The organism is Iamia sp. (assembly GCF_035575815.1).
Classification (GTDB): domain Bacteria; phylum Actinomycetota; class Acidimicrobiia; order Acidimicrobiales; family Iamiaceae; genus Iamia.
Genome location: NZ_DATLXO010000010.1, coordinates 1 through 22,634 on the forward strand (window position 1 = coordinate 1; position 22,634 = coordinate 22,634).

Annotated in this window: 22 protein-coding genes, 2 tRNA genes and 1 pseudogene; 15 read left to right on the forward strand and 10 right to left on the reverse strand. The window is 72.1% G+C overall.

Annotated elements, in window-relative coordinates; translation table 11 throughout:
• Window positions 1–251, reverse strand: a 251-nt coding sequence (locus VNL12_RS00455; protein ID WP_325590556.1) for a hypothetical protein, incomplete at its 3' end; no start/stop codon positions are given.
• A 13-nt stretch (window positions 252–264) separates the two neighbouring features.
• The gene (locus tag VNL12_RS00460; protein ID WP_325590558.1) at window positions 265–1,086 is read right to left on the reverse strand and encodes a metal ABC transporter ATP-binding protein; all 822 of its coding nucleotides are present in this window, start codon (window positions 1,084–1,086) and stop codon (window positions 265–267) included.
• A 255-nt stretch (window positions 1,087–1,341) separates the two neighbouring features.
• Here VNL12_RS00460 and aztB point away from each other — a divergent pair, with 255 nt between their 5' ends.
• The 4 genes and pseudogenes from aztB to VNL12_RS00480 all read left to right on the forward strand — a co-directional run bounded on the left by aztB (window position 1,342) and on the right by VNL12_RS00480 (window position 3,570).
• Window positions 1,342–2,190 (forward strand): zinc ABC transporter permease AztB, encoded by an 849-nt coding sequence (gene aztB / locus VNL12_RS00465; protein ID WP_325590560.1) that lies wholly within the window; start codon window positions 1,342–1,344, stop codon window positions 2,188–2,190.
• A 276-nt stretch (window positions 2,191–2,466) separates the two neighbouring features.
• Window positions 2,467–2,540 (forward strand) — tRNA-Arg (locus VNL12_RS00470).
• Between the two features lie 97 nt (window positions 2,541–2,637).
• Window positions 2,638–2,772 (forward strand): annotated as a pseudogene (locus VNL12_RS00475) (type II toxin-antitoxin system prevent-host-death family antitoxin); the annotation flags it as partial.
• Window positions 2,773–2,814: 42 nt separating this feature from the next.
• Window positions 2,815–3,570 carry an SDR family oxidoreductase gene (locus VNL12_RS00480; protein WP_349257765.1) on the forward strand — a complete coding sequence of 252 codons (756 nt, stop codon included), beginning with the start codon at window positions 2,815–2,817 and terminating at the stop codon, window positions 3,568–3,570.
• Between the two features lie 42 nt (window positions 3,571–3,612).
• Here the strand turns inward: VNL12_RS00480 and VNL12_RS00485 are convergent, their stop codons facing one another.
• Window positions 3,613–4,173 (reverse strand): shikimate kinase, encoded by a 561-nt coding sequence (locus VNL12_RS00485; protein ID WP_325590565.1) that lies wholly within the window; start codon window positions 4,171–4,173, stop codon window positions 3,613–3,615.
• Window positions 4,174–4,447: 274 nt separating this feature from the next.
• Between VNL12_RS00485 and VNL12_RS00490 the strand changes: the two genes are divergently transcribed.
• The 3 genes from VNL12_RS00490 (at window position 4,448) to VNL12_RS00500 (ending at window position 7,204) form a co-directional block, all read left to right on the forward strand.
• Window positions 4,448–5,419 (forward strand): PfkB family carbohydrate kinase, encoded by a 972-nt coding sequence (locus tag VNL12_RS00490; protein ID WP_325590567.1) that lies wholly within the window; start codon window positions 4,448–4,450, stop codon window positions 5,417–5,419.
• A gap of 82 nt (window positions 5,420–5,501) precedes the next feature.
• A complete protein-coding gene (locus VNL12_RS00495; RefSeq protein WP_325590569.1) occupies window positions 5,502–5,984 on the forward strand; it encodes a cation:proton antiporter regulatory subunit in 483 nt (160 codons plus the stop codon).
• The gene (locus VNL12_RS00500) at window positions 5,981–7,204 is read left to right on the forward strand and encodes a cation:proton antiporter (RefSeq protein ID WP_325590571.1); all 1,224 of its coding nucleotides are present in this window, start codon (window positions 5,981–5,983) and stop codon (window positions 7,202–7,204) included. Before VNL12_RS00495 ends, VNL12_RS00500 begins: the two co-directional genes overlap by 4 nt.
• Window positions 7,205–7,278: 74 nt before the next feature.
• Here the strand turns inward: VNL12_RS00500 and VNL12_RS00505 are convergent, their stop codons facing one another.
• Window positions 7,279–7,668, reverse strand: a complete 390-nt coding sequence (locus tag VNL12_RS00505; protein WP_325590573.1) for an SRPBCC family protein — start codon at window positions 7,666–7,668, stop codon at window positions 7,279–7,281.
• A 111-nt stretch (window positions 7,669–7,779) separates the two neighbouring features.
• On the opposite strand from VNL12_RS00505, the gene VNL12_RS00510 reads away from it, so the two are divergent.
• The gene (locus tag VNL12_RS00510; protein WP_325590575.1) at window positions 7,780–9,414 is read left to right on the forward strand and encodes a DEAD/DEAH box helicase; all 1,635 of its coding nucleotides are present in this window, start codon (window positions 7,780–7,782) and stop codon (window positions 9,412–9,414) included.
• Between the two features lie 84 nt (window positions 9,415–9,498).
• Here the strand turns inward: VNL12_RS00510 and VNL12_RS00515 are convergent, their stop codons facing one another.
• The 6 genes from VNL12_RS00515 to VNL12_RS00540 all read right to left on the reverse strand — a co-directional run bounded on the left by VNL12_RS00515 (window position 9,499) and on the right by VNL12_RS00540 (window position 15,068).
• Window positions 9,499–10,359, reverse strand: a complete 861-nt coding sequence (locus VNL12_RS00515) for an aldo/keto reductase (protein WP_325590576.1) — start codon at window positions 10,357–10,359, stop codon at window positions 9,499–9,501.
• Between the two features lie 191 nt (window positions 10,360–10,550).
• A tRNA-Gly gene (locus tag VNL12_RS00520) sits at window positions 10,551–10,622 on the reverse strand.
• A gap of 197 nt (window positions 10,623–10,819) precedes the next feature.
• Entirely contained in the window at window positions 10,820–12,934 is a 2,115-nt protein-coding gene (locus VNL12_RS00525; RefSeq protein ID WP_325590578.1) for a DUF4214 domain-containing protein, read from the reverse strand.
• 181 nt (window positions 12,935–13,115) lie between these two features.
• A complete protein-coding gene (locus VNL12_RS00530; protein ID WP_325590580.1) occupies window positions 13,116–13,604 on the reverse strand; it encodes a hypothetical protein in 489 nt (162 codons plus the stop codon).
• 43 nt (window positions 13,605–13,647) lie between these two features.
• Window positions 13,648–14,496, reverse strand: a complete 849-nt coding sequence (locus VNL12_RS00535; protein ID WP_325590582.1) for a hypothetical protein — start codon at window positions 14,494–14,496, stop codon at window positions 13,648–13,650.
• Window positions 14,496–15,068 carry a MauE/DoxX family redox-associated membrane protein gene (locus VNL12_RS00540; RefSeq protein ID WP_325590584.1) on the reverse strand — a complete coding sequence of 191 codons (573 nt, stop codon included), beginning with the start codon at window positions 15,066–15,068 and terminating at the stop codon, window positions 14,496–14,498. Before VNL12_RS00540 ends, VNL12_RS00535 begins: the two co-directional genes overlap by 1 nt.
• A gap of 131 nt (window positions 15,069–15,199) precedes the next feature.
• On the opposite strand from VNL12_RS00540, the gene tig reads away from it, so the two are divergent.
• The 7 genes from tig (at window position 15,200) to ndk (ending at window position 22,308) form a co-directional block, all read left to right on the forward strand.
• Complete coding sequence (tig, locus tag VNL12_RS00545) at window positions 15,200–16,564, forward strand: trigger factor (RefSeq protein WP_325590586.1); 1,365 nt, start codon at window positions 15,200–15,202, stop codon at window positions 16,562–16,564.
• Window position 16,565: 1 nt separating this feature from the next.
• Complete coding sequence (locus VNL12_RS00550; RefSeq protein ID WP_325590588.1) at window positions 16,566–17,201, forward strand: ATP-dependent Clp protease proteolytic subunit; 636 nt, start codon at window positions 16,566–16,568, stop codon at window positions 17,199–17,201.
• A gap of 59 nt (window positions 17,202–17,260) precedes the next feature.
• A complete protein-coding gene (gene clpX / locus VNL12_RS00555; protein WP_325590590.1) occupies window positions 17,261–18,541 on the forward strand; it encodes an ATP-dependent Clp protease ATP-binding subunit ClpX in 1,281 nt (426 codons plus the stop codon).
• A 175-nt stretch (window positions 18,542–18,716) separates the two neighbouring features.
• Window positions 18,717–19,364 (forward strand): hypothetical protein, encoded by a 648-nt coding sequence (locus VNL12_RS00560; protein WP_325590592.1) that lies wholly within the window; start codon window positions 18,717–18,719, stop codon window positions 19,362–19,364.
• Window positions 19,365–19,392: 28 nt separating this feature from the next.
• On the forward strand, window positions 19,393–20,700 hold the full coding sequence (locus tag VNL12_RS00565) for a bifunctional folylpolyglutamate synthase/dihydrofolate synthase (RefSeq protein ID WP_325590594.1): 1,308 nt from the start codon (window positions 19,393–19,395) through the stop codon (window positions 20,698–20,700).
• Between the two features lie 72 nt (window positions 20,701–20,772).
• The gene (gene map, locus VNL12_RS00570) at window positions 20,773–21,759 is read left to right on the forward strand and encodes a type I methionyl aminopeptidase (RefSeq protein WP_325590596.1); all 987 of its coding nucleotides are present in this window, start codon (window positions 20,773–20,775) and stop codon (window positions 21,757–21,759) included.
• Window positions 21,760–21,891: 132 nt separating this feature from the next.
• Window positions 21,892–22,308: a nucleoside-diphosphate kinase gene (gene ndk, locus VNL12_RS00575; protein ID WP_325590598.1), complete on the forward strand. Its 417-nt coding sequence runs from the start codon at window positions 21,892–21,894 to the stop codon at window positions 22,306–22,308.
• Window positions 22,309–22,634: the final 326 nt, after the last annotated feature.

Consider the following 22,634-nt stretch of genomic DNA (forward strand, 5'->3'; position numbering starts at 1 on the left):
ACCTTCCAACCCGGCTGCCACGCGAGGTGGCGGCGGACGCGCATGGTGCGGGACGACCCGTGGTTCGCCGAGCCGGCGTCCGATCCCTTTCGGTCGACCGAGAGGAGACCTTGAACGTCGAGGGTCGCGCGGTCTGCGCCCTTGAGGGTGACGGTATTGCGCCGCTCGAGGGCGCGGTCGACGGCGGCGTCGCGGCGAATCGTCCAGAGATGCCGGATGGGCTCGCGCGCGTTGGCGGGGGTTTCCGGCACCTTGGTCTCCTCGTCACCTCAGGCCGACGGGCCCCGTGTGGTGGTCGTGGGCCTCGTCGTGGTGGCCGGGGCCGTGGTCGTGGTGCGGGTCGTCGATAAGGACGAGGCCGTCGCCCAGTGGCACGAGCCGCCCGCCGTAGGCCTCGCGCAGGGGTTCGTCGGTGAGCACCTCTTCCGGGGGGCCGACGGCAACGACCCGGGTCGCGAGCAGCAGCACCACGTCGGCCCGCCGGGCATCGGCGAGGTCGTGGGTCGAGAGCACGACGGTGCGACCGGCGGCCCGCTCGACGTCGACGGCGGTGTCGATCAAGCCGCGCGACACGACGTCGAGGCCGGTGACGGGCTCGTCGAGCAGCAGCAGATCGGCCTCCTGGGCCAGGCCCTGGGCCACGAGCACCCGCTGGCGCTGGCCGCCGGAGAGCTCGTGCAGCTGGCGGCGGGCCAGGTCCGCGATGTCCATCCGTTCGAGGGCGCCGGCCACAGAGCGACGGTCCGCGGCGCGGAAGCGGCCGAGAACGCCGCGCCGCGGGTAGCGACCCATGGCCACCGCTTCGGTGACGGTGATGGGTAGCGAGGCATCGACATCGGTGGTCTGGAGCACCAGGCTGACCCCGCCGCGGCGATCACGAGCGGGCACCTCCAGGGTGCCGGTGCGGGATGGGAGGAGACCCGCTACGGCTCGCAGCAGCGACGACTTGCCCGATCCGTTCGGTCCGATCAGGGCGGCGAGGGCGCCCTCGGGAACGGAGAACGATGCCTCGGCGAGGGCGAGGTGAGGGCCGTAGGCGAGCGACAGGCCGGCGGCACGGAGGGCAGGGGGAGGGTGCGGGGTCATGGCGGCGTTGCGAATGAGAATGATCCTCGGTAGCGTCGCCACGCTACCCGGCTCGGGCTGCGTCGTGACCGGGCTCATCGGCTCGGCTCGGCTCCCGGTCCGATGTCCCGCCGCCCGCACTCGGACACACCTTGTTCCCTCGCCCATGCCCACCCCCCGACTGACCACGCTGCGGCTCGCCGGAAAGGTCCGGCACGGTCACCCTCGACACGAGGTCGAGGGTGAGGGCGCGCATCGGTCCGGGCCGGGTTGACCGTGAACCTCACGTGGATCACCGAGGCCTTCGCTCCCGAGTTCATGCAGCGGGCCCTGCTGGCCGGGCTCATCGCCAGCGTGGCCTCGGCCGTGGTGGGCACCTGGATCGTACTGCGGGGCCTCACCTTCCTCGGCGACGCGCTGGCCCACGGGGTGATCCCCGGGCTGGCCCTGGCCGTGCTCTGGGGCTTCAGCCCCACCGTCGGGGCCCTCACCAGTGCGCTGGTGATGAGCGGAGCGGTGACCGCCGTCGGCCGCCGGGCCCGCGTGCGCGAGGACGTGGGCATCGGGCTCCTCTTCGTCGGGATGCTGGCGCTCGGCATCGTCATCATCTCGCGGTCGACCACCTTCACCGCCGATGTGACCTCGCTGCTCTTCGGCGACATCCTCGGGGTCACCACCAGCGTCATCCGGGGCCAGGCCCTCGCGGCCGCCGTGGTGGTGGTGGTCTCCGTCGTCCTCCACCGACCGTTCCTGGCCCTCGCCTTCAACCAGGACAAGGCCCGCACCCTCGGGATGCGCCCGGCGCTCGCCCACACGGTGTTGCTGGCCCTGCTGGCGGTGGCCATCGTCGCCTCCTTCGACGCCATCGGCACCCTGCTGGTGTTCGGCCTGCTGATCGGTCCGCCTGCCACCGCCGGGCTCGTCGTGCGCCGGGTGCCGCTGATGATGGTGGTGGCGGTCGCCCTGGGCGCGACGAGCGTCGTCGTCGGCCTGTTGATCAGCTACCACCACGGAACCGCCGGCGGCGCCACGATCGCCGGGGTGGCGGTCGGGCAGTTCTTCGTGGTGCTGATCGCCCAGGAGGCCGTTCGCGCCGTGCGTCCCCGCGTGGTCCGTCTCACCTGACCGGCAAGTGCGCGTGGCGCCCCGCTCGGTCGCCGTCGCGCTCATCGGGGCAGAGACCAATCCCGCCCCGGGGAAGGTGCCGAACGTCTCGCCGAGGACACGGTGGGCGCGTCGGTTCGTGGTGTGTCGCCGAGTCGATCGTGTCCCGCACTGACGGTGCCCTGCCCCTGTGGCGGGGCACCGTCGCGGTGACTGCTCTCATCACTCACGCCGGCCCGGCCCGCGGGCGAACCCCGCACCTCGGCCGACGGGCCGGTCCTACGATGATCTCCGCCCGCCTCCGTAGCTCAGCTGGATAGAGCACCGGACTTCTAATCCGACGGTCGCAGGTTCGAACCCTGCCGGAGGCGCTACCAGAACCCGGGCATTGATGCAGGCCGCGTCGTTGCGGGATCGCCTGTTGCGGTCTGAAGTAGCAACATCACTACTTCATGGAGACCGCTGAGGATGGCGCAGATGAGCAGCCGACAGTTCAACCAGGACGCCAGTGGCGCCAAGAAGGCGGCCGAACGGGGACCGGTGTACATCACCGACCGGGGGCGGCCCGCCCACGTCCTGCTCACCTACGAGGCGTACGAACGGGGCGGGAGGTAGGACGTGGCCCAGACGACAGGAGAACGACGGGTGGCCGTCGTGACCGGAAGCGACTCCGGCATCGGGCGGGCGGCGGCGGTCGCGCTGGCGCGCTCGGGCTACGACGTGGGGATCACCTGGCACGACGACGAGCCAGGGGCACAGACCACCGCCGAAGAGGCCAGGGCCGCCGGTGCCCGGGCCGCGGTGCGCCACCTCGACCTGTCCGACGTGCGCTCCGGCGCCGCGGTGGTCGTCGCCCTGAACGACGCCCTCGGCGGCCTCGAGGTCCTGGTCAACGTGGCCGGCACCGGGGCTTCCACCCCGTTCCTCGACCAGGAGCTCGACGAGTGGCGCCACGTCCTAGATGTCGACCTGACGGGCGCCTTCACCTGCGCCCAGGCGGCCGCCCGACTCATGGTGGAGGCCGGCGTGGCCGGACGGATCATCAACGTGACCTCGGTGCACGAGCACGTCCCCCTCCGTGGATCCGCGGCCTACTGCGCTGCGAAGGGCGGGCTGGGGCTGCTCACCAAGGTGATGGCCCTCGAGCTGGCCGAGCACGGCATCACGGTGAACGCGGTCGCCCCGGGCGAGATCGCCACGCCCATGACGGGCAACGAAGACGTGGAGCCGACGAGGATCGAGCGTCCCGGCATCCCGCTGGGGCGCCCGGGCGACGCCCGCGAGGTGGCCGCCCTCGTCGCGCACCTCGCCTCGCCCGACAGCGGCTACACGACCGGTGCGTCGTTCGTCGTCGACGGCGGGATGCTCCTCATGGCGGCCGAAGCCAACCGACGCCTCTGACAGCCGGCCGGTCGACGGGCCGCGATCACGGATCGCTCGGCGTCACCGAGACATGGACCCTGGATGGGGCGGGTCCGGCTCGTCGTCGCCGGAGGGCCACCATGGGTGGAGGGCTCGGAGGACGGCGGTGACCACGCCGGTGGGTGTGCGACCGTCGCTGTCCACGACGGCGTCCGCCAGCTCGATGTAGCGCTCCTCGCGCTGGGAGAGCAGGCGTTGCAGCGTCGCTTCCGGGTCATCGCCGAGGATGGGGCGCCGCTGGCGCCCGCCACCTGTGCGCGCTGCCAGCGTGGTGGCTGAGGCCCTGAGGTAGATGGTGACGACGTTCGGGCCCTCGACCCCGGCGGCCATCTCGTCGTCGACGGCCACGCCTCCTGGGGTCGCCAGCACAACCGGCGTCGGGCGGGACAGTGCGTCGAGGACTGCTCGTCGCTCCATGGGCCGGTAGGCCTCTTCGCCGCCTTCCTGCCAGAGGTCGCGCAGCGTTCGGCCCGTGCGCGCCTCGATCAGATCATCGGTGTCGACGAAGTCGGCCCCGAGCCGGCGGGCCACAGCGCGACCCGTCGTCGACTTCCCCGCGCCCATCAGCCCGATGAGGGCCACGTCAGGCCGACGCTCCTGACCGGGGCCCGGACGGCGGATCGGACGATCATCGGCCACAGAGGTGCCCCTGCCCGCGGCGGTGCGCTCGACGCAATGATCCCCGAAGCGGTGCGGCGTGGACGTCGGACGGAGGCTGTCAGCGACTCGTGGACGCCTTTGCCGGCGCCACGGCGGGCGACAACGATGGGCCCGACGGCCTGTTTGCCTCCTCGTCGCCCGGTCAGCAGCGGAGCCGTTGTCCGTGTCAGATCGACAGTTGAAGGATCGTGACGCCTTGACCGATGACGAACACACCGTCCTCCGGGCCACGGTGTTCACGCCGACCCCTCGACTCACGATCACGGTGGAACCCGAGCCCGGCGGCGACGAGATTCACCTCCACGCCGGAGGCCAGGGAGTGTGGCAGGCACGGATGCTTCGGGAGATGGGGTTCACCGTGTCGCTCTGCGGCCACTTCGCCGGCGAGGTCGGCGCAGTGCTCCGCAGCCTCGTCACCGACTCGTCGGTGACGGCGAGCGATCACCTCTCGGCTGGCACCAACGGCGTGTACATCCACGACCGACGCTCCGGGGAGCGACACGAGGTCGCCCAGATGGCGGCCACCGCACCGACCCGCCACCAGCTCGACGATCTCTACGGCCGGACGCTTTCCGCCGCCCTCGAGAGCCGGATCTGCCTGCTGGGCGGCCCCGACGAGCCCACCGCTCTGCCCGAGGGCCTGTACCGGCGGTTGGCCTCCGATGTGGCCGCCGCCGGGACGCCGGTCGTCGCGGATCTCAGTGGGCGCCCGCTCGACGAGGTGATCGAGGCCGGCGTCGCCATGGTGAAGGCGAGCCACGAGGACCTGGTCACCGATGGCCGGGCCGAGGGTTCGTCGCTGGATCAGCTCTGCGCCGTCATGAGCGCCATGGTCGACAGTGGCGCTGGGTCCGTTGTCATCACCAGGTCCTCCGACCCGACCGTCGCGCTGCTGCACGACGGGTTCTGGCTCGTGGAGGCGCCGAACTTCGAAGCCGTCGACGCCCGAGGAGCGGGAGACTCCTTCACGGCTGCCTTCGCAGCCACGATCGGCGCGGGAGGCGACCATCGACGGGCGTTGCAGGTGGGCGCCGCCGCCGGCGCACTCAACGTGACCCGACGGGGCCTGGCCTCCGGTGAGCGCGCCTCCATCGAACGCCTCGCGGACCAGATCGAGGTCATCCCTCTCGACGACTCCCGTCGCCAGCACCCGAGGCCCGCGCCGTGAGCGCCTCATCTCCGCAAGCCCCCGTCCGTTGACCCAGCCGCAGCGGTACGCTCCGGGACGTCGTCGAGTCGGGGAGGTGCGGGTGGCCGAGGTGACCGAGACCCAGCTCCCCGGGGTCGGCGTGCGACTCGAGTTCCGCACGTCGAACGGCACCTCGGTGGGCGTGGTGGTCCACCGCACCGGCCGCCGGGAGGTCGTGGTCTACGACCGCGTCGACCCCGACCGGAGCCTCGCCCAGGTCACCCTCGACACTGACGACGCCCGAACCCTGGCCGAGATGCTGGGCGCCTCGCAGGTGAACGAGGCGCTGACCGCCGTTCAGCAGCGGATCGAGGGACTGGCCATCGAGTGGTTGCCGGTGGCCGAAGGCTCGCCGTTCGTGGGCCGCACCATCGCCGAAGGTGAGTTCCGCACCCGCACGGGCGCCTCGATCGTGGCCGTGATCATGGGCGAGACGACCATCCCTGCACCGGGTCCCGAGTACCGGTTCGTGGGCGGGGAGACGGCGGTGGCGGTCGGCACCGATGAGGGCCTTGCGGTCCTCGAACACCTGCTCAACGGGTGAACGGAGTGCTCGCGGCGTCGAGCGGCGAGGCCACGATCGCCTTCATCGAGATCGGTGCGGTGATCACGGTGCTCGCCGTGCTGGCCCGCCTCGCCCACCGGTGGCGGATCACGGCCATCCCCCTCTACCTGCTCGTCGGCCTCGCGCTCGGTGAGGGCGGACTGGTGCCGCTCGAGGTCAGCGCCGACTTCATCTCCCTCGCCGGAGAGATCGGGGTGCTGCTGCTGTTGCTCACCCTCGGCCTCGAGTACACGCCGGCCGAGCTGCGGTCCGGGCTGCGTCGCGGCCTCGTGCCCGGCGCCCTCGATGCCGTCCTCGGCTTCACCCCGGGCCTCATCGGCGGGCTGGTGCTGGGCTGGGACGTGCGCAGCGCGGTGCTGCTCGGCGGGGTGTGTTGGATCAGCTCCTCGGGGGTGATCGCCAAGGTGCTCACCGACCTCGGCCGCCTCGGCAACCGCGAGACACCGGCGGTGCTCAACCTGCTCGTGCTCGAGGACCTCGCCATGGCGGTGTACCTCCCGATCGTCGCCGCCCTGCTCACCGGGCGCGACGCCGCGGCCACTGCCGTCACCGTCGGCGTCGCCCTGGCCGTGGTCACCGTCGTGCTGCTGGCGTCGATGCGCTGGGGTGATCACCTCAGCGCCCTCCTGGCCCCCGGTTCCGACGAGGCGCTGCTGCTGTCGGTGTTCGGCCTCACCCTGTTCGTCGGGGGCCTCGCCCAGCGCCTCCAGGTGTCGGCTGCCATCGGTGCGTTCCTGGTGGGTCTCGCCCTGTCGGACCCGGTCCGCGACCGGGCCGCCGCGCTCGTCTCGCCGCTGCGAGACCTGTTCGCGGCCGCGTTCTTCCTCTTCTTCTCGTTCCAGGTCGATCCGTCGGACCTGTTCGGGGTTGCCCTGCCGGCGGTGATCCTGCTCGTGGTCACCGGGGCGGGCAAGATCGCGACGGGTTGGGTCGCGGCGGCGCGCGATGGGGTCGCGGTGCCCGGTCGGCTGCGCGCCGGCACGGTGTTGGTGGCGCGGGGCGAGTTCTCCATCGTCATCGCCGCGCTCGGAGCATCAGCCGCGTTCGGCGCCGAGCTCGCGGCGCTGGCGGCCGGCTACGTGCTGCTCACCGCGATCGCCGGCCCCGTGCTCACGCGCAGCTCCGACGGCCTGGCGGGCCGGCTCCAAGCGCGCCAGGACCGGGCGGCCCGAGCCGTCGCCGCCGACACCCCGACCTGACCGGGGACGCGATCTCGAGGGCGGTTCTCGGCGGGCGGCGAGGCTGAGGCTTTCGGCTGGGGAACGGCGCGGGGTCAGCCCTCGAGGTGGGTCTTCAGGTGCCCGAGGGCGCCCTGGTAGATGTCCTTGAACATCCCGGTGGCGTCGACCGGCACCACGGTGACGGCCCACGTCACCACGCTGGCGCCCTCCTCGGCCTCGGCCACCGAGATGGTGGCCCGGTGCTCATCGACGGGCGCCCCCTCCCCGACGATCGAGTAGGTGAGGGTCCGGGCCTCGGGGTCGCGGGCCACCAGCTGCTCCTGGACCTTCATCCCCATGGTCACCACGGTGCGGACGTCGCCGTCGACCTCACAGCTGTCGACCCCGGCCATCCACGTGTCGAGCCCTCCGAACTCGCCGACCAGGCCCCACACCTCGTCAGCGGGAGCGGCGATCTCGATGCGGGCGGTCTCGGTGCTCACGGGCCTCCGAAGGGCGCGGGACGGTCGGCGGAGCGTAGTCGGGCAGGGCCGGGTGAACGCCGATCCCCGATCGGACCGGAGGCCCGGGCGTGGCACACTCGTCGGTCCCCCATGACGCGCTCGATCCGACTCCGACCGTGGCAGAAGACCGCCCTCGACCGCTTCATCGCCTCGTCGACGCCTGACTTCCTCGCCGTGGCCACGCCCGGCGCCGGGAAGACGACCTTCGCCCTCACCGCCGCCCGCCACCGCCTGGCCGAGCGGCCCGGGCGCCTCGTCGTCGTGGCCCCGACGGCTCACCTCAAGCAGCAGTGGGCCCACGCGGCGGCCCGCTTCGCGCTGCACCTCGATCCGTCATGGGCGGCCTCCGACGGGTCGCTGGCACCCGACATGCACGGCCTCGTCACCACCTACCAGCAGGTCGCCACCAGCGCCGCGGCCCTGCGCGGCCCCGCCCACGGGGCGTTCGTGATCTTCGACGAGCTGCACCACGCGGCGGATGATCGGGCGTGGGGCGACGCGATCCGCCACGCCTTCGAGGGCGCGGATCGGCGCCTGGCCCTCTCGGGCACGCCGTTCCGCTCCGACACGCGGTCCATTCCGTTCGTCGACTACCACCTCGACGAGGCCCGTCCGGACTTCGAGTACGGCTACGGCGACGCCCTGGCCGATCGTCGGGTGGTGCGTCCCGTGTACTTCCCCCGGACCAGCGGGCAGATGGAGTGGTCGGCGCCCGACGGTACCGAGCAGGGGGCGAGCTTCGACGACGACCTCGACGCCGCCCGTTCCAGCCAGCGGCTGCGCACGGCCCTGTCGCTCGAGGGCGAGTGGCTCCCGACGGTGCTGCGCGCCGCCAACGAACGGCTGGTCGAGGTCCGGCGCGAGCAGCCCGACGCCGGAGGGCTGGTGATCGCCACCGACCAGGAGCACGCCCGGGGCATCGGTGAGCTGCTGCGCAGCCGCTTCGGCACCCGGGCCGCCGTGGTCACCTCGGATGACCCGAGGGCGTCGATGCACATCGCCGCCTTCGCCGCCGGCCGCCAGCCGTGGCTGGTCGCGGTGCGCATGGTGTCCGAGGGGGTCGACATCCCCCGGCTGCGGGTGGGTGTCTATGCCACCACCACCTCGACCGAGCTGTTCTTCCGCCAGGCCGTCGGCCGCCTCGTGCGCTGGACCCGCGGGGTGCCCCGCCAGAAGTCGTGGTTGTTCATCCCCGACGACCCCCGGCTGCGCCGCCTCGCCGCCGGCATCGCCGAGCAGCGGCGCCACTCCCTTGCCCGGCGCGAGCGACCGACGGAGCGGAACGGCCTCGACGACCCGGGGGCGCTCGATCCCGCCGGGGTCGAGGAGGAGCAGCTGTCGCTCTTCGCGGTGATCTCGGCGGTCGCGACCGAGGGCGAGGGCCCGGCCGACGCGGAGGATGTCGGCACCGATGACGACGACGGCGACGGTCCGGGCTTCGACCTCGAGCTGGCCCCACCGCCCCCGCTCGCCGGCGTGGTGCCCGGCCGAGGCCTGAACGATCCCCTGGATGCCGGTCTCACCCGCGGCGACGACAAGAAGCGCCTGCGCGACCTCAACGCCGAGCTGGCCCGGGACCTGGTGCGCTCCACGGGTTGGTCCCACGCCCAGGTGAACCGCGAGCTCAACCGCATCGCCGGCGTCTCCCGGGTCACCGAAGCCACCGTCAGCCAGCTGCGGCTCCGCCTCGAGAAGGGCACCCGCTGGCTCAGCCGCTCCACCTGACCGCCCGCCCGGCCTGGAATCCGCCCAGGCTGAGCCCGCCCGGTCTGAGCCTGCCTCGACCTCTGCCGGCGGACGCCTTCTCCTTCAGCCCATCTCGTCGGGGGCGGCGCCGGTGCGACCGTCGCGATCAAGGCTGCGGATCCGGGCCACCTCGTCGTCGGTGAGGTCGAAGTCGAACACCGCGAAGTGCTCCTCCATCCGCTCCCGGTGCGACGACTTCGGGAACACGATGTCGCCCCGCTGCAGGTGCCAACGCAGCGTGACCTGCGCCGGGCTCCGCCCGTGGGACTCGGCCACCTCGGTGATGGTGGGGTCGTCGAGCACCTTGCCCTGGGCGATGGGTGACCACGCCTCGGTCGCGATGCCGTGCTCGGCGCCGTAGGCGCGCGTCTCGTCCTGGGTGAGGTAGGGGTGCACCTCGATCTGGTTGACGGCGGGGACGACGTCGGTCTCCTCGGCCAGGCGCTCCAGGTGGTGGGGAGCGAAGTTGGAGACGCCGATGGCCCGGGCCCGGCCCGAGCGGTGGACCTCCTCCAGCGCCTGCCACGCCTCGACGTAGCGGTCCTCCCGGGGGAGGGGCCAGTGGATGAGGAAGAGGTCGACGTGGTCGAGGCCCAGCTCGGACAAGGTGCGGTCGAAGGCGGCCAGGGCGTCGTCGCGGGCGTGGGACCCGTTGTCGAGCTTGCTGGTGACGAACACATCGCTGCGGTCGAGCCCGGAGGCGCGGACGGCTTCACCCACCTCGGCCTCGTTGCCGTACATCTCCGCGGTGTCGATGTGGCGGTAGCCGACCTCCAGCGCGTCACGGACGGCCCGGGCCGTGTCCTCGGGTTCGATCTGGTAGCTGCCGAACCCGAGCTGGGGGATCTCGACCCCGTTGTTCAGGGTGACGGTGGGCGACGCGTGGGCCACGGGGCCTCCTCGACGGGTTGCGGAATCGGCCACGCTGCCCACCTCCAACGGTGGGAAACCCTCAGCAGGCGGTTGCTCCGTGTCCGTCGGCGTGCTCCTCGGCGTAGAGCCGCGGGGCCGTCTCGCGAGACATCACGTCACCGGCCCGCTCGCGCTCGCCCCACTCATCGGGCACGTCTCGGGTTGGTGGCCGGGGCAGGACCAGCTGACATCGGACGGGTGGGAGCGGGTGACGGGAATCGAACCCGCATTGCCTGCTTGGAAGGCAGGGGCTCTAGCCATTGAGCTACACCCGCGAGGCCGGCCGGGGCCGGGCCGGTGAACCTAGTCGCCACGACCTCCTCGTTCTGGCCGCCGTGAGGCGCGTCTCGGCCGCACCAGGGTGGCCGTTTCGGAGCCCGGGCGAACTGCCGCCCTGGCGGTCGTCCAGGGCGGCAGTTCGCACCAGGGTGGCGGGTTTCGGGTGGGGGTCCACGAGGCCGTGGCGCGGCGGTCAGGACGGGAAGCGGTTGCCAGCCCGCTCGTAGTACTCCGACAACGACGCCAGGCTGATGGCGAGGGCGAGGTCTCCCTCCCGAGCGATGCGACCGGCCCAGTAGGTGCGGCCGGCGGGCTCGGCGGCCCGCCCGAGCAGGGCCCGGTACAGGTTGTCGACCCGCGTCTCGCGCGACTCCCGGGATTGGTAGAGGCGGAAGGCGACGTCGCTGCGTCCCCTCGTCTCGGCCTCACCGACCCAGTAGTCGAGGTCGGCCTCGCTGGCCGGGCGCTGCAGGATCTTGGGGTAGAGATCGTCGACCCAGGTGCGGTTGGTGCCGCCACCGATCCCGTCGAAGTACTCGGGGCTGGCGTAGAACTTGGCCGCCACCTGGGCGACGGTGCGCCGCCGGGAGCGGATCTCGTCGGTCCAGTACGCCGTTCCGCCGCTGTCGCCGGGACGGCCCAGGGTGTCGACGTAGAGCTTGTCGACCAGGGTCGACACGTACTCCCGGGTGGTGGCCAGCTCCCTGACCACCTCGCCTCGGGTCTTGGCCCCCGAACCGAGGGCCGTGGCCTGCCACGTGAGTTCGTCGCTGGTCGGCATGCGGGCGAGGAAGTCGGTGTAGGCGGCCTTGACGAAGGGGCGCTCGTCGGTCGGCTCCTCACCGATGGTGCCGTTCTCGAAGCTCTGGCGGACCCCGCCGCCCGACAGGCGCTGCATGGGGCCGATCGGGTAGCCGAGCGCGCCGCGAGGACCGCCGCGGGACCGGTACTCACCAAGGATCGGCGCCGGCACCACGTGGGCGCCGGTCGCGGAGGTCCACCAGACCTGGGCGGTCTCGGTGGTGAAGGTGACACCCCGTCCGTCGCCCACATCGACGCGGTCGCCGGTGGGGTACCCAGCGTCGGACTGGTAGCCGCCGTAGGCCAGGTAGGCGTCGAGGACGGGCCCCCACACGCCGCGAGCCCCCGTGGCCCCGGTGTAGTAGATGACGCCGTTGTGCTCGAAGATGCTCGCCCGCCCCCGGCCGTCGGCGAGGGTGATCACGTTGCTCTGGATGTGGCCGAGGGGCCCGTGGACCCCGCCGAGCTGCTCGTGCTTGAGGAAGATCGCCCCGTGGATCTCCAGGGTCAGCTCACCGCGGCGGTAGATGCGGCCCCGCTCGAAGTTCAGGTAGAGGCTGCGCCCATCGCTCGAGCGCCGGATGGGGTCGCTCGGCAGTCCGAGCGCGCTGTTGCGGTTGATGCCGCCGAGCTGGTTGAAGAGCTGGTGGTAGGGGTCGGGCACGCCGTAGGTGCCCTTCGACCAGCGGTAGATCCCGCCCCGCTGGAAGAGGGAGTAGCGCACCCTCGCATCGCCGATGACGTCGGTGGTGGGGAACCCGAACGCTCCGCTGGTGGTGCCGGCTGCGGCCCACACGTCGTAGATCGAGCCGTGGACCTCGCGGGCCCCGGTCGCCGAGCTCGAGTAGATCCGCCCGCCCTGGTAGACCGCGTAGCGGCCTCGCCCGTCGGGCGTGGTGCGCTCGGACTGGGTGCGGTTGCCGAGGATGCTGTCGGGCCCGCCGAAGGCGTAGTACTTGCGGGTGATGGCGGAGTCGCACTCGGCGGAGAGGCACGCCGCGCCGTGCTCGACGGTGCGGTTGTCGGTGAGGGTCCGCGTCGAGCAGGCCGCGTCGTAGGCCCACGGGGTGATGCAGATGGCCACCCGGCAGGCGACGGGGCCGAAGCAGGAGATCTGCTGGTTGCACTGGCCGTAGCGGAACTGGTTGCAGCAGGTGCGGCGACCGTCGCAGGCGGCGCCGGCGCAGCGGCACGAGCACTGGGTGGGGCAGGTGGCGTTGCAGTCGATGATGTAGCGGGCCGATCCACAGCAGTACGCGGCGTTGTCGGCCTTCCACCAGCCGGCGACGAAGGTGTTCGGGGGACAGGAGTTCTTGCCGCTGTTGATGGTGCAGCAGAACGCGGTCCACCCGTCGCCGCAGGTGCCGCACACCGCCCCGTACGCGGTGCCGGGCTTGAAGATGAACGACACCGGGTTGACGGCGAGGGCGGAGCCGACGACCGCAGTGCGGGCGAGGAAGCCTCGCCGGCTGTGGCCCCCGGAGAGCACTCCGGCAGTGCGGGCCACGACACGCTCGGCGATGGTGGCCGGCGGTGCCCCAGCGCTGGGCGTCGGGGAGGATGCCGGGGGGCGAACCGGGGCAGGAGCCGGCGCCGGGCGCCGGCGTCGGATAAGGTCCATGGGGCTCATCTGGGCTCCGCGGGGCTCGAGGGGGTCAGGGTCGCGAGGAACCTCCGGGCGCCGGCGGTCATCGGGTCGCGACCTGGATCTGGGCGGTCACGTCGTTGACCGAGCGTGCCAGTGGCGTCGCGTCGCGCTGGTCGCCGACGACGCTGTAGAGGCAGAAGGCCCGCCCGTTCAGGGTGAAGAACCGCTGGGCGCCGGCCTGACCGCGCTGGATCCGCTGCAACGCCTGGCTGCTGAACATCCGGGCCGTCAGCCGGGGGACCTGCGGCACCTCGGGGAAGAGGGCGGTGCCCACGCTGTCGGTGCCGTACTCGACGACGACCACGAGCAGGTGGCCGGAGCCCATCACGTCGACCGCGCCGCTGCCGAAGTCGCCGCGATCCTCGGGCAGGGCGAAGTTGGCCATGTGCAGCACGGGGCCGGTGTCCTCGACCGCCATGGTGGTGGTGCCTCGGCGGTTGCCGGTGGCCGCGCCCGCTCGGCGCCGCGTGATGCGGCCCTCCCAGCCCGAGGGCAGCTCGGCCCGGATGCCGTGGGCCTCGATCTTCATGGTGGTGTCCTCTCCGCCGGGGCGGTGGGGTGCGCTCGGTTCGTCACCGCTCCGCGACCCCGTGGTCGTGGTCGTGGTCGTGGTCGTGGCTGTGGTCGGGGCCGGGACCGGGGTCGACCGGGTCGCCGTAGAGGCTCGGGTCCCCGGGGGTGACGCCGGCGGCGAGCAGCTCGTCGTCGACCCGCCGCTCGCGAGCATCATCGGCGCCGTACTTCGCCACTCGCCGGGAATCGAGCTCCGCGGCGTAGGAGTCGTCGTCGGTCACCTGGGTCAGCAGGCCTCGTACCTGGGGCCAGTCGATGCCGGTGCCCTCGCCCTGCACCTTGCCCGACCGTCCGTCGACGAGCACGAAGTAGGGCGAGCCGGGCACGTCGTAGGAGAGCCAGGCGTCGTTGGTCATCACCACCGGCACCTTGGACGGAGCCAGCCCGGCGATGCGCGATGCGCTCTCCTGGTCGGGGCCCTTGGTCACGATCACAGGCCGGACATCGCGGGGCAGGCCGAGCTTGGCCGGCTTGGCGAAGGCGTCCCAGAAGCGCTGGCACGTGAGGCAGGTGCCCGAGAGGAAGGCGACGAGCGTGCGGTGCTCGATCCCGGTGACCCGCACGGTGAGGGCGTCGTCGTCGACGCCGACGCCGGCGAGGTCTCGGCTCTCGGTGAAGCCCTCGCGCTCGGGCGGGGCCTGGACCTCGGGGAAGGTGGTGAACTCGTCGCGGCGCACGGCCCGGGGCCCGGTGGCTGACGATGCGGTGGCGCCGGCTGCGGCCTCCTCGCCCCCGCCGTCCACCTCGTGGAGACGCCGCAGGATCTCCGCGTGGCTGCGGAGCAGACCCACCACCAACAAGGTGAGCACGGCCACCACGAGGCCGAGGACGACGACGACGGCGGCCATCAGGACGTGCCCCGTGCCGGGGTCACCTGGGCTGCGGTGAGGGCGGGGAGGTCGGTGAGCAGGGCCCGGATCGCGGCCGCGGCGAGCAGACCGAGGGCCACGACCCCGACGGTGGCTCCGAGCGAGGCGTCGAGCGAGGCGGCCACACCCGCGGTGGGAGCGACGAGGGCCCAGAGCCCGATGGCGGCCAGGGCCAGGTTCGCCGCCACGTGGGTCGCGCCAACCGGTGCCGAGCGTTCGCCGAAGCAGCCGCAGTCGGCGACCTCGCCGGTGCGGCGGGCCGACACCACCTGCAGGGTGGTGAAGGCGGCGAAGCCGACGTAGAGCAGGGCGAGGGGGGCCGCCCAGGGCCCGCCGAGGGCGACGGTGCCCGCGGCGACCACCACCTCGGCCGCGCCGAGGGCACGCACGATCGGGTCGGATCCGGGCAGGCCGGCCCTCGCCAGGGCCAGCCCGGTGGGGGCCGGGCGACGCAGCTTGGCCGCGCCGGCCACCGCCAGCACGAATGCGGCCGCCACGAGGGGGCCGGTGGCGAGAGGGAGGGAGGCGACGATCACAGAGATGACGATCACAGGAGACAGGAGAGGAGGATCCCGCCACCGTAGGCGACCCACCTCGCCCTCGACGCCCCCGGGGCGGCCGGGCGCCCCCGACACCGAGGGTGCCAGGCGGGCGGCACCGCCCCGGTACAGTGGGCGCCCTCATGGAGTCGAGCGTCGAGCCCGTCGAGGGCAACAAGGTCAAGGTCAGCGTCGAGGTCCCGGCTGACGACTTCGAACGCGAGGTCGATGCCGCCTTCAAGCGCATGGCCCGCGAGGTCCGCCTGCCCGGCTTCCGGCCCGGCAAGGTGCCGCGCCAGGTCCTCGAAGCCCGGGTGGGCACCGAGACGGCGCGCCACGACGCCCTGCAGCACGCGCTGCCGGACTACTACGCCGAGGCCATCGCCCGTCTCGAGGTCGACGCCATCGCCGCGCCCGAGATCGACATCACCGCGGGGCAGGACGAGGGTCCCATTGCTTTCGACGCCGTCGTTCAGGTCCGGCCCGAGGTCATCGTCGGCGGCTACGCCTCGCTGCGGGTGGTCATCGACCGGCCCGAGGCCACCGAGGCCGACATCGACGAGCGGATCGAGGACCTGCGCGAGCAGTTCTCCACCCTCACCGAGATCGACCGTCCCGCCGCCGAGGGCGACACCGTCACCATCGACATCACCGGCGCGCGCGACGACGAGCCCCTCGACGGGCTGACCGCCGAGGGCTACCAGTACCGCGTCGGCGCCGGCACGGTCGTGGCCGAGCTCGACGAGGCCCTCGTCGACGCCACCGCGAGCCAGGAGCTGAGCTTCACCGCCGATCACCCCGGTGACGGCGAACCCGTCGACTTCACCGTCACCGTCACCGACGTCCGTGAAACGGTGCTGCCCGACATCGACGACTCCTTCGCCGCCGAGGCGTCGGAGTTCGACACGGTCGACGAGCTGCGGGCCGACCTCACCACCCGCCTCACCTCGGCGAAGCTGGCCCAGGCCCGCATGGACCTCCGGGAGAGGTCGGCCGACGCCCTCGGTGAGCTGGTCACCGACGATCCGCCCGAGCCACTGGTCGAGACCGAGATGCAGACCCGCCTGCAGGACCTCGCCCTGCGGCTCCAGGCCCAGGGCATCGACCTGGGCGACTACATGCGAGCCACCGGCCAGGACCCCGAGGCGTTCCGTGAGGAGCTGCGCAAGGCCGCCGGCCGCTCCGTGCGCGTCGACCTCGCCCTGCGGGCGGTGGCCTCCGCCGAGGGCATCGAGGTCGACGACGACGAGCTCGACGCCGAGATCGAGATGGTCGCGGCGCGCGTGGGCCAGACGGCCAAGAAGGTGCGCGAGCAGTTCGAGCGCAACTCCCAGACCGCGTTGGTACGCTCCGACGTGCGCACCCGCAAGGCCATGGAGTGGATCCTCGAGCGGGTCGAGGTCGTCGATCCCGACGGTGGTCCCGTCGACCGCGACGCCGTCCTCGCCGATCCCGACGACGCGGACGATCCCGCCTCGACCGACTTCCCCGAAGAGCAGGACAGCTGAGATGGAACCGGCCTACAACTACCTGGTCCCCACCGTCGTCGAGCAGACGAACCGTGGCGAGCGGGCCTTCGACCTCTACTCGAGGCTCCTGAAGGACCACATCATCTTCCTCGGGACCCCGATCGACGACACGATCGCCAACCTGATCTCCGCCCAGCTGCTGCACCTGGAGTCGGAGAACCCCGACAAGGACATCAACATCTACATCAACTCACCCGGTGGCGACATCACCGCGCTGTTCGCCATCTACGACACGATGCAGTACGTCAAGCCCGACATCGCCACCATCTGCTACGGCCAGGCGGCGTCGGCTGCCGCGGTGCTCCTCGCCGCGGGCACGCCGGGCAAGCGCATGGCGCTGCCCCACGCCCGGGTCCTGCTCCACCAGCCGTGGGGGAGCGGTGGCGGCCAGGCCTCCGACATCGAGATCCAGGCCCGCGAGATCCTCCGGATGCGCGACCTGCTCAACGAGATCCTCGCCCGTCACAGCGGCACCGACATCGAGAAGATCAGCCGCGACACCGACCGCGACTTCGTCCTGTCCGCGCCCGATGCCAAGGACTACGGCATCATCGACGAGGTCATCGCCACGCGCGAGTCGGTCGATCGCACCGGTGCGATCACCGCGGCAGGCTGACCGCACGGACCGACCAGACAGACCGACACTCGAACCCACGAACCGACAGGGGAATCCCGGTGGCCAAGTTCGGAGAAGGCGGCGAGCTGCTCAAGTGCTCGTTCTGCGGCAAGTCCCAGAAGCAGGTGAAGAAGCTCATCGCGGGCCCGAGCGTCTACATCTGCGACGAGTGCATCGACCTCTGCAACGAGATCATCGAGGAGGAGCTCTCCGAGGGGGCCGACCTCACCCTCGAGGACCTGCCCAAGCCCCGTGAGATCTTCGACTTCCTGAACGACTTCATCATCGGCCAGGAGCAGGCCAAGAAGATCCTCTCGGTCGCGGTCTACAACCACTACAAGCGGGTGCAGCTCGATTCCACCCGCAGCCACGGGGACGACGTCGAGCTGGCCAAGTCGAACATCTTGCTCCTCGGCCCCACCGGCTGCGGCAAGACGCTCCTGGCCCAGACCCTCGCCCGCCTACTCAACGTCCCGTTCGCCATCGCCGATGCCACCGCCCTCACCGAGGCCGGGTACGTGGGCGAGGACGTCGAGAACATCCTGCTGAAGCTGATCCAGGCCGCCGACTACGACGTCAAGAAGGCCGAGACGGGCATCATCTACATCGACGAGATCGACAAGGTGGCCCGCAAGGCCGAGAACCCGTCGATCACCCGCGACGTCTCGGGCGAGGGCGTGCAGCAGGCGCTGCTCAAGATCCTCGAGGGCACCGTGGCCTCGGTGCCGCCCCAGGGCGGGCGCAAGCACCCGCACCAGGAGTTCATCCAGGTCGACACGACCAACATCCTCTTCATCTGCGGCGGAGCCTTCGCCGGCATCGACCGCATCATCGAGAACCGGGCCGGCGCCAAGGGCGTGGGCTTCGGCGCCGACATCCGCCGCTCCAACGAGAAGGCGGCCGGCGACACCCTCTCGGCGGTGCTGCCCGAGGACCTCCTCAAGTTCGGTCTCATCCCCGAGTTCATCGGCCGCCTTCCGGTCATCGGCGCGGTGGCCAACCTCGACCAGGAGGCGCTGGTGCGCATCCTCGTCGAGCCCCGCAACGCGCTGGCCAAGCAGTACCAGAAGTTCTTCGAGTTCGAGAACGTCGACCTCGAGTTCACCGACGACGCCCTCGAGGCCATCGCCGATCAGGCGATCCTGCGGGGCACCGGTGCCCGGGGTCTGCGGGCGATCCTCGAAGAGGTGCTGCTCAACACGATGTACGACCTGCCCGGTCGCTCCGACATCGAGAAGTGCGTCATCGACGCCGATGTCGTGCGCGAGAAGGTCAACCCGACCCTCGTGCCCCGCAGCGCCGAACGCCGCGCCCAGCGCCCCCGCCGCGCCGCGTCCTGACGCCTTCGGTCCGGGCCAGGGCCATGACAGCTTGGCCGGAAGGAAGTCCGGCCGCGATCGCCAACGCCGCGCTCGGCCGGGACGCTGAGCTCCTCGGGCCACGAACCGTGGGGGCCGTACTAACCTCGGCCCCTCGCCCGGGGACGAACCCCACCACTCTCGTCGGAGGACAGCCGTGCACAAGGCCATCAAGGGAGCCCTCGTGGGGAGCGTCGTCGGAGCGGGTGTCGCCGCCCTGCAGGCGTCGCGTGCGCCCGACCCCGAGCGTGACCCGGTGCCGGGAATCGTGAAGGGTGCCGCCGAGGGGGCGGCCGTCGGCGGGGCGGTCGGCCTGGTGCTGCACTGGCGCGCCGGTCGCAAGGCGGCCAAGGCCGGCGCCCTCGCCCAGCTCACCTCCCGCAAGGGGTTCCAGCGCGTCAGCCACCGGGTCGAGGGCGCCGTCGACCGGGCCCTCGACGCCGCTGAGGCGGCGCTGCCCCACGTCGAGGAGTTCGCCGAGCGGGCCTCGACGTCGCTGTTCGAGATGGCCGACGCCACCCGACCCCACGTGCGATCGCTCACCGACACCGCCCGCGAGAAGGCCTTCGACCTCACCGAGGTGGCCCTCGACTCCGCCCGCCCCCACGCGCAGGCGGCCAGGGCGCGCGCCGAAGACCTCGCCGAGGTGGCCCTCGACCGCTACGGCGACGTCGCCGAGGTCGCCAAGGAACGGGCCGCGGACGCGGCCGAGGTCGCCAAGGAGCGAGGCGCAGCGGCCGCCGAGGTCGCTCGCGACCGGGCCTCGGAGGTCTCCTCCGAGCTGCGCGCCCGCCGGGTGGCCTGACGCCGGGCGCCGGTAGCGTGGGCGGGCTGTGAACCTCTCGTCCGCCCTCCGCTACCTCGACCAGCACACCAACCTCGAGGCCACCGCGGGACGGGCCGAGGGGCTGTCCCTCGAGCGCATGAGCCGGCTCGTCGACGTGCTGGGCGACCCGCAGCGGGCCTACCCGGTGATCCACATCACCGGCACCAACGGCAAGGGCTCGGTGGCCCGCATGGTCAGCGCACTGCTGGTCGCCCAGGGCCTGTCGGTCGGCACCTACACCAGCCCCCACCTCGAGGCCATCAACGAGCGCCTGGCGTGGGACGGCGAGCCCATCGACGACGACTCTTTGGCCGAGGCCATCGCCGGCATCGCCGCCGTCGAGGAGCTCTCGGGCGTGGTGCCGTCGTACTTCGAGATCCTCACCGCCGCCGCGTTCCGCTGGTTCGCCGAGGTCGCCGTCGACGTGGCCGTGGTCGAGGTCGGCATGTTGGGGCGCTACGACGCCACCAACGTCGCCGATGCCACCGTCGCGGTGCTGACCACCATCGGCCACGACCACACCGACGGGGCCCCGGGGTGGCGCCACGCCGTCGCCGCCGAGAAGGCCGGCATCGTGAAGCCGGGCCTCACCGACGTGCTGGTGCTGGGGGAGGCAGACGACGAGCTCCGGTCGACCTTCACCGACGCCGGTGCCGCGGCCACCTGGGTGCGGGACGAGGACTTCGGCGTGGCCGCCGACCGGGTGGCCGTTGGCGGCCGTCTGGTCGACCTGCGCACGCCCGAGGCCCGCCACGATGAGGTGTTCGTGCCGGTCCACGGTTCCCATCAGAGCGACAACGCGGCGGTGGCGGTGGCCACGGTCGAGGCATTCCTCGGGCGGCCCCAGGTCGACGAGGTGGTCACCGAGGCCTTCGGCGGGCTCACCCTGCCGGGGCGCTTCGAGGTCGTCGGACGCCACCCGACCGTCATCGTCGACTCCGCTCACAACCCCGAGGGCGCGGCGGCCACCGCCACGACCCTGGCCGAGGACATCACCCTGCCGGGCTCGGTGCTCCTGGTGGTCGGCCTGCTCTCGAGGCGTGATCCCGAGGCGGTGCTCGTCGGCCTCGGTGCCGCGGACGCCGGGCTCGTCGTGGTCTGCTCGCCCGCGTCGCCCCGTGCCCTCTCCACCCGCGAGGTGGCGGCCGCGGCCGAACGCCTCGGCGCCGTGGTCGAGGTGGTGCCCGACCCGGTCGAGGCGCTGCGCCGGGCCCTGGCCGTGGCCACCGAGGACGACCTCGTCCTGGTGACCGGTTCGCTGTACGTCGCCGGCCCCGTGCGGGTCGCCCTGCGTGAGATGGAGGTCTCCACATGAACGTGGACGAGCCCCACGACAAGATGGTGCACCGATGAGCGAGCGCAGCGAGCGAGCCAGAGGGCACGGGCGATGACGAGTACCACCCTCGCCGACCCCGCCCGACTCAAGGCCAACAACCCCTGCTGGTGCGGGTCGGGACGGAAGTTCAAGCGCTGCCACGGCCCCTCGCTGGAGCGCGTGCGACCGGGGACGGTCGGGCCCCGCCGCCCGGTGCCGGAGGGGATCGTGCGCCCCCACTACGCCGAGCACGGCGGGCGCAGCCGGCGCGACGTCCCCGACGTGCAGGACACCGCCACCCTCGCCGCCATGCGCCGCACCGGTCGCGACGCGGCCCGAGTGCTGCGCGACGTCGGCGCGGCCATCGCCCCCGGCGTCACCACCGACGCGCTCGACGCCCTCTGCCACCAGCTCTGCATCGACGCCGGCGGCTACCCGAGCCCGCTCAACTACGGCGACCCGGGGTACCCGAAGTCGATCTGCACGTCGGTCAACGAGGTCATCTGCCACGGCATCCCCGACTCCCGGGCCCTGCGCGACGGCGACATCGTCAACCTCGACGTCACCCTCTTCCGCGAGGGCGTCCACGGCGACACCAACGCCACGTTCACCGTGGGCACCGTCGACGAGCTCAGCCGGGGCCTCGTCCGGGTCACCCGCGAGTGCCTCGAGCGGGGCATCGAAGCCGTGGCCCCCGGCCGGCCCACCAGCGACATCGGCCAGGCCATCCAGAGCCACGCCGAGGCCGAGGGCTTCGGTGTGGTGCGGGCCTTCACCGGCCACGGGGTGGGGCGCGAGTTCCACACCGGGCTCCACATCCTCCACTACTTCGAGCCTCGCGACGAGACGGTGCTGATGGAGCCGGGCATGACCTTCACCATCGAGCCCATGATCGCCCTCGGCGCCTGGCAGCACCGGACGTGGGACGACGACTGGACGGCGGTCACCACCGACGGTCGCCGCACCGCCCAGTTCGAGCACACCCTCGTCGTCACCGACGACGGACCCGAGATCCTCACCCTCCACCCCGACGGCGAGTGGAGCGGCTTCCCCGGCTGACCCCTCCTTCGAAGTGGTCGCGAAACCCGTCGCTCCGGGGACGGATTCCGCGACCAGTTGGGGGCGTCCTTCGGACTGGTCGGGAGCCTCTGGGTTCGGGGGCGGTGGGGACACCTCGCTACCCTCACCGCCATGACCACCCGCACCTTCGTGATGGCCAAGCCCGACGCTGTGGAGCGGCGCCTGGTGGGCGAGATCGTGGACCGCCTCGAGCGCAAGGGCCTGACCCTCGTCGCCGCCGAGCTGCGACCCGTGTCGACCGAGCTGGCCCAGGAGCACTACGCCGAGCACGTCGAGCGACCGTTCTACGGCGAGCTGGTGGCGTTCCTCACCCGCAGCCCGGTGTTCGCCATGGTCGTGGAGGGCCCCAACGACGACACGTGGGAGCTCTGTCGCATTCTGATCGGCAAGACCAAGGTCGGCGACGCCCAGCCCGGCTCAATCCGGGGCGACCTGGCCACCACGACCAACGAGAACCTGGTCCACGGCTCCGACGGCCCCGAGTCCGCCGACCGCGAGATCAAGCTCTGGTTCGGCGACCGGGTCTGACCCTGACGCCGCAGCGGGGCTCCCGGGTGGCCGATGGCCGGGTGAAGGGTGCGGTGTCGCTGGCGTTGGGCCCGGTCATCAACGTCGCCGAGGGCCGCCGGGTGCCCGACTGACAGCGGGAGGGGGCACTCCGGCGGCCAGCCCACCACCGACCAGGTGGAGCACTTCTTCGAGACCTCCTTCTCCGACGGCGACGCCGAGATCCGCCGGGGCTTCCAGGCCTACGTGGCCGCCGTGGGCGAGGACGACCCGGTACGCCGCCAGGAGCTCATGTTCCAGGCCAACACCCTGGTGGCCACCCACGAGCAGGCCGGCGCCCAGCCCTA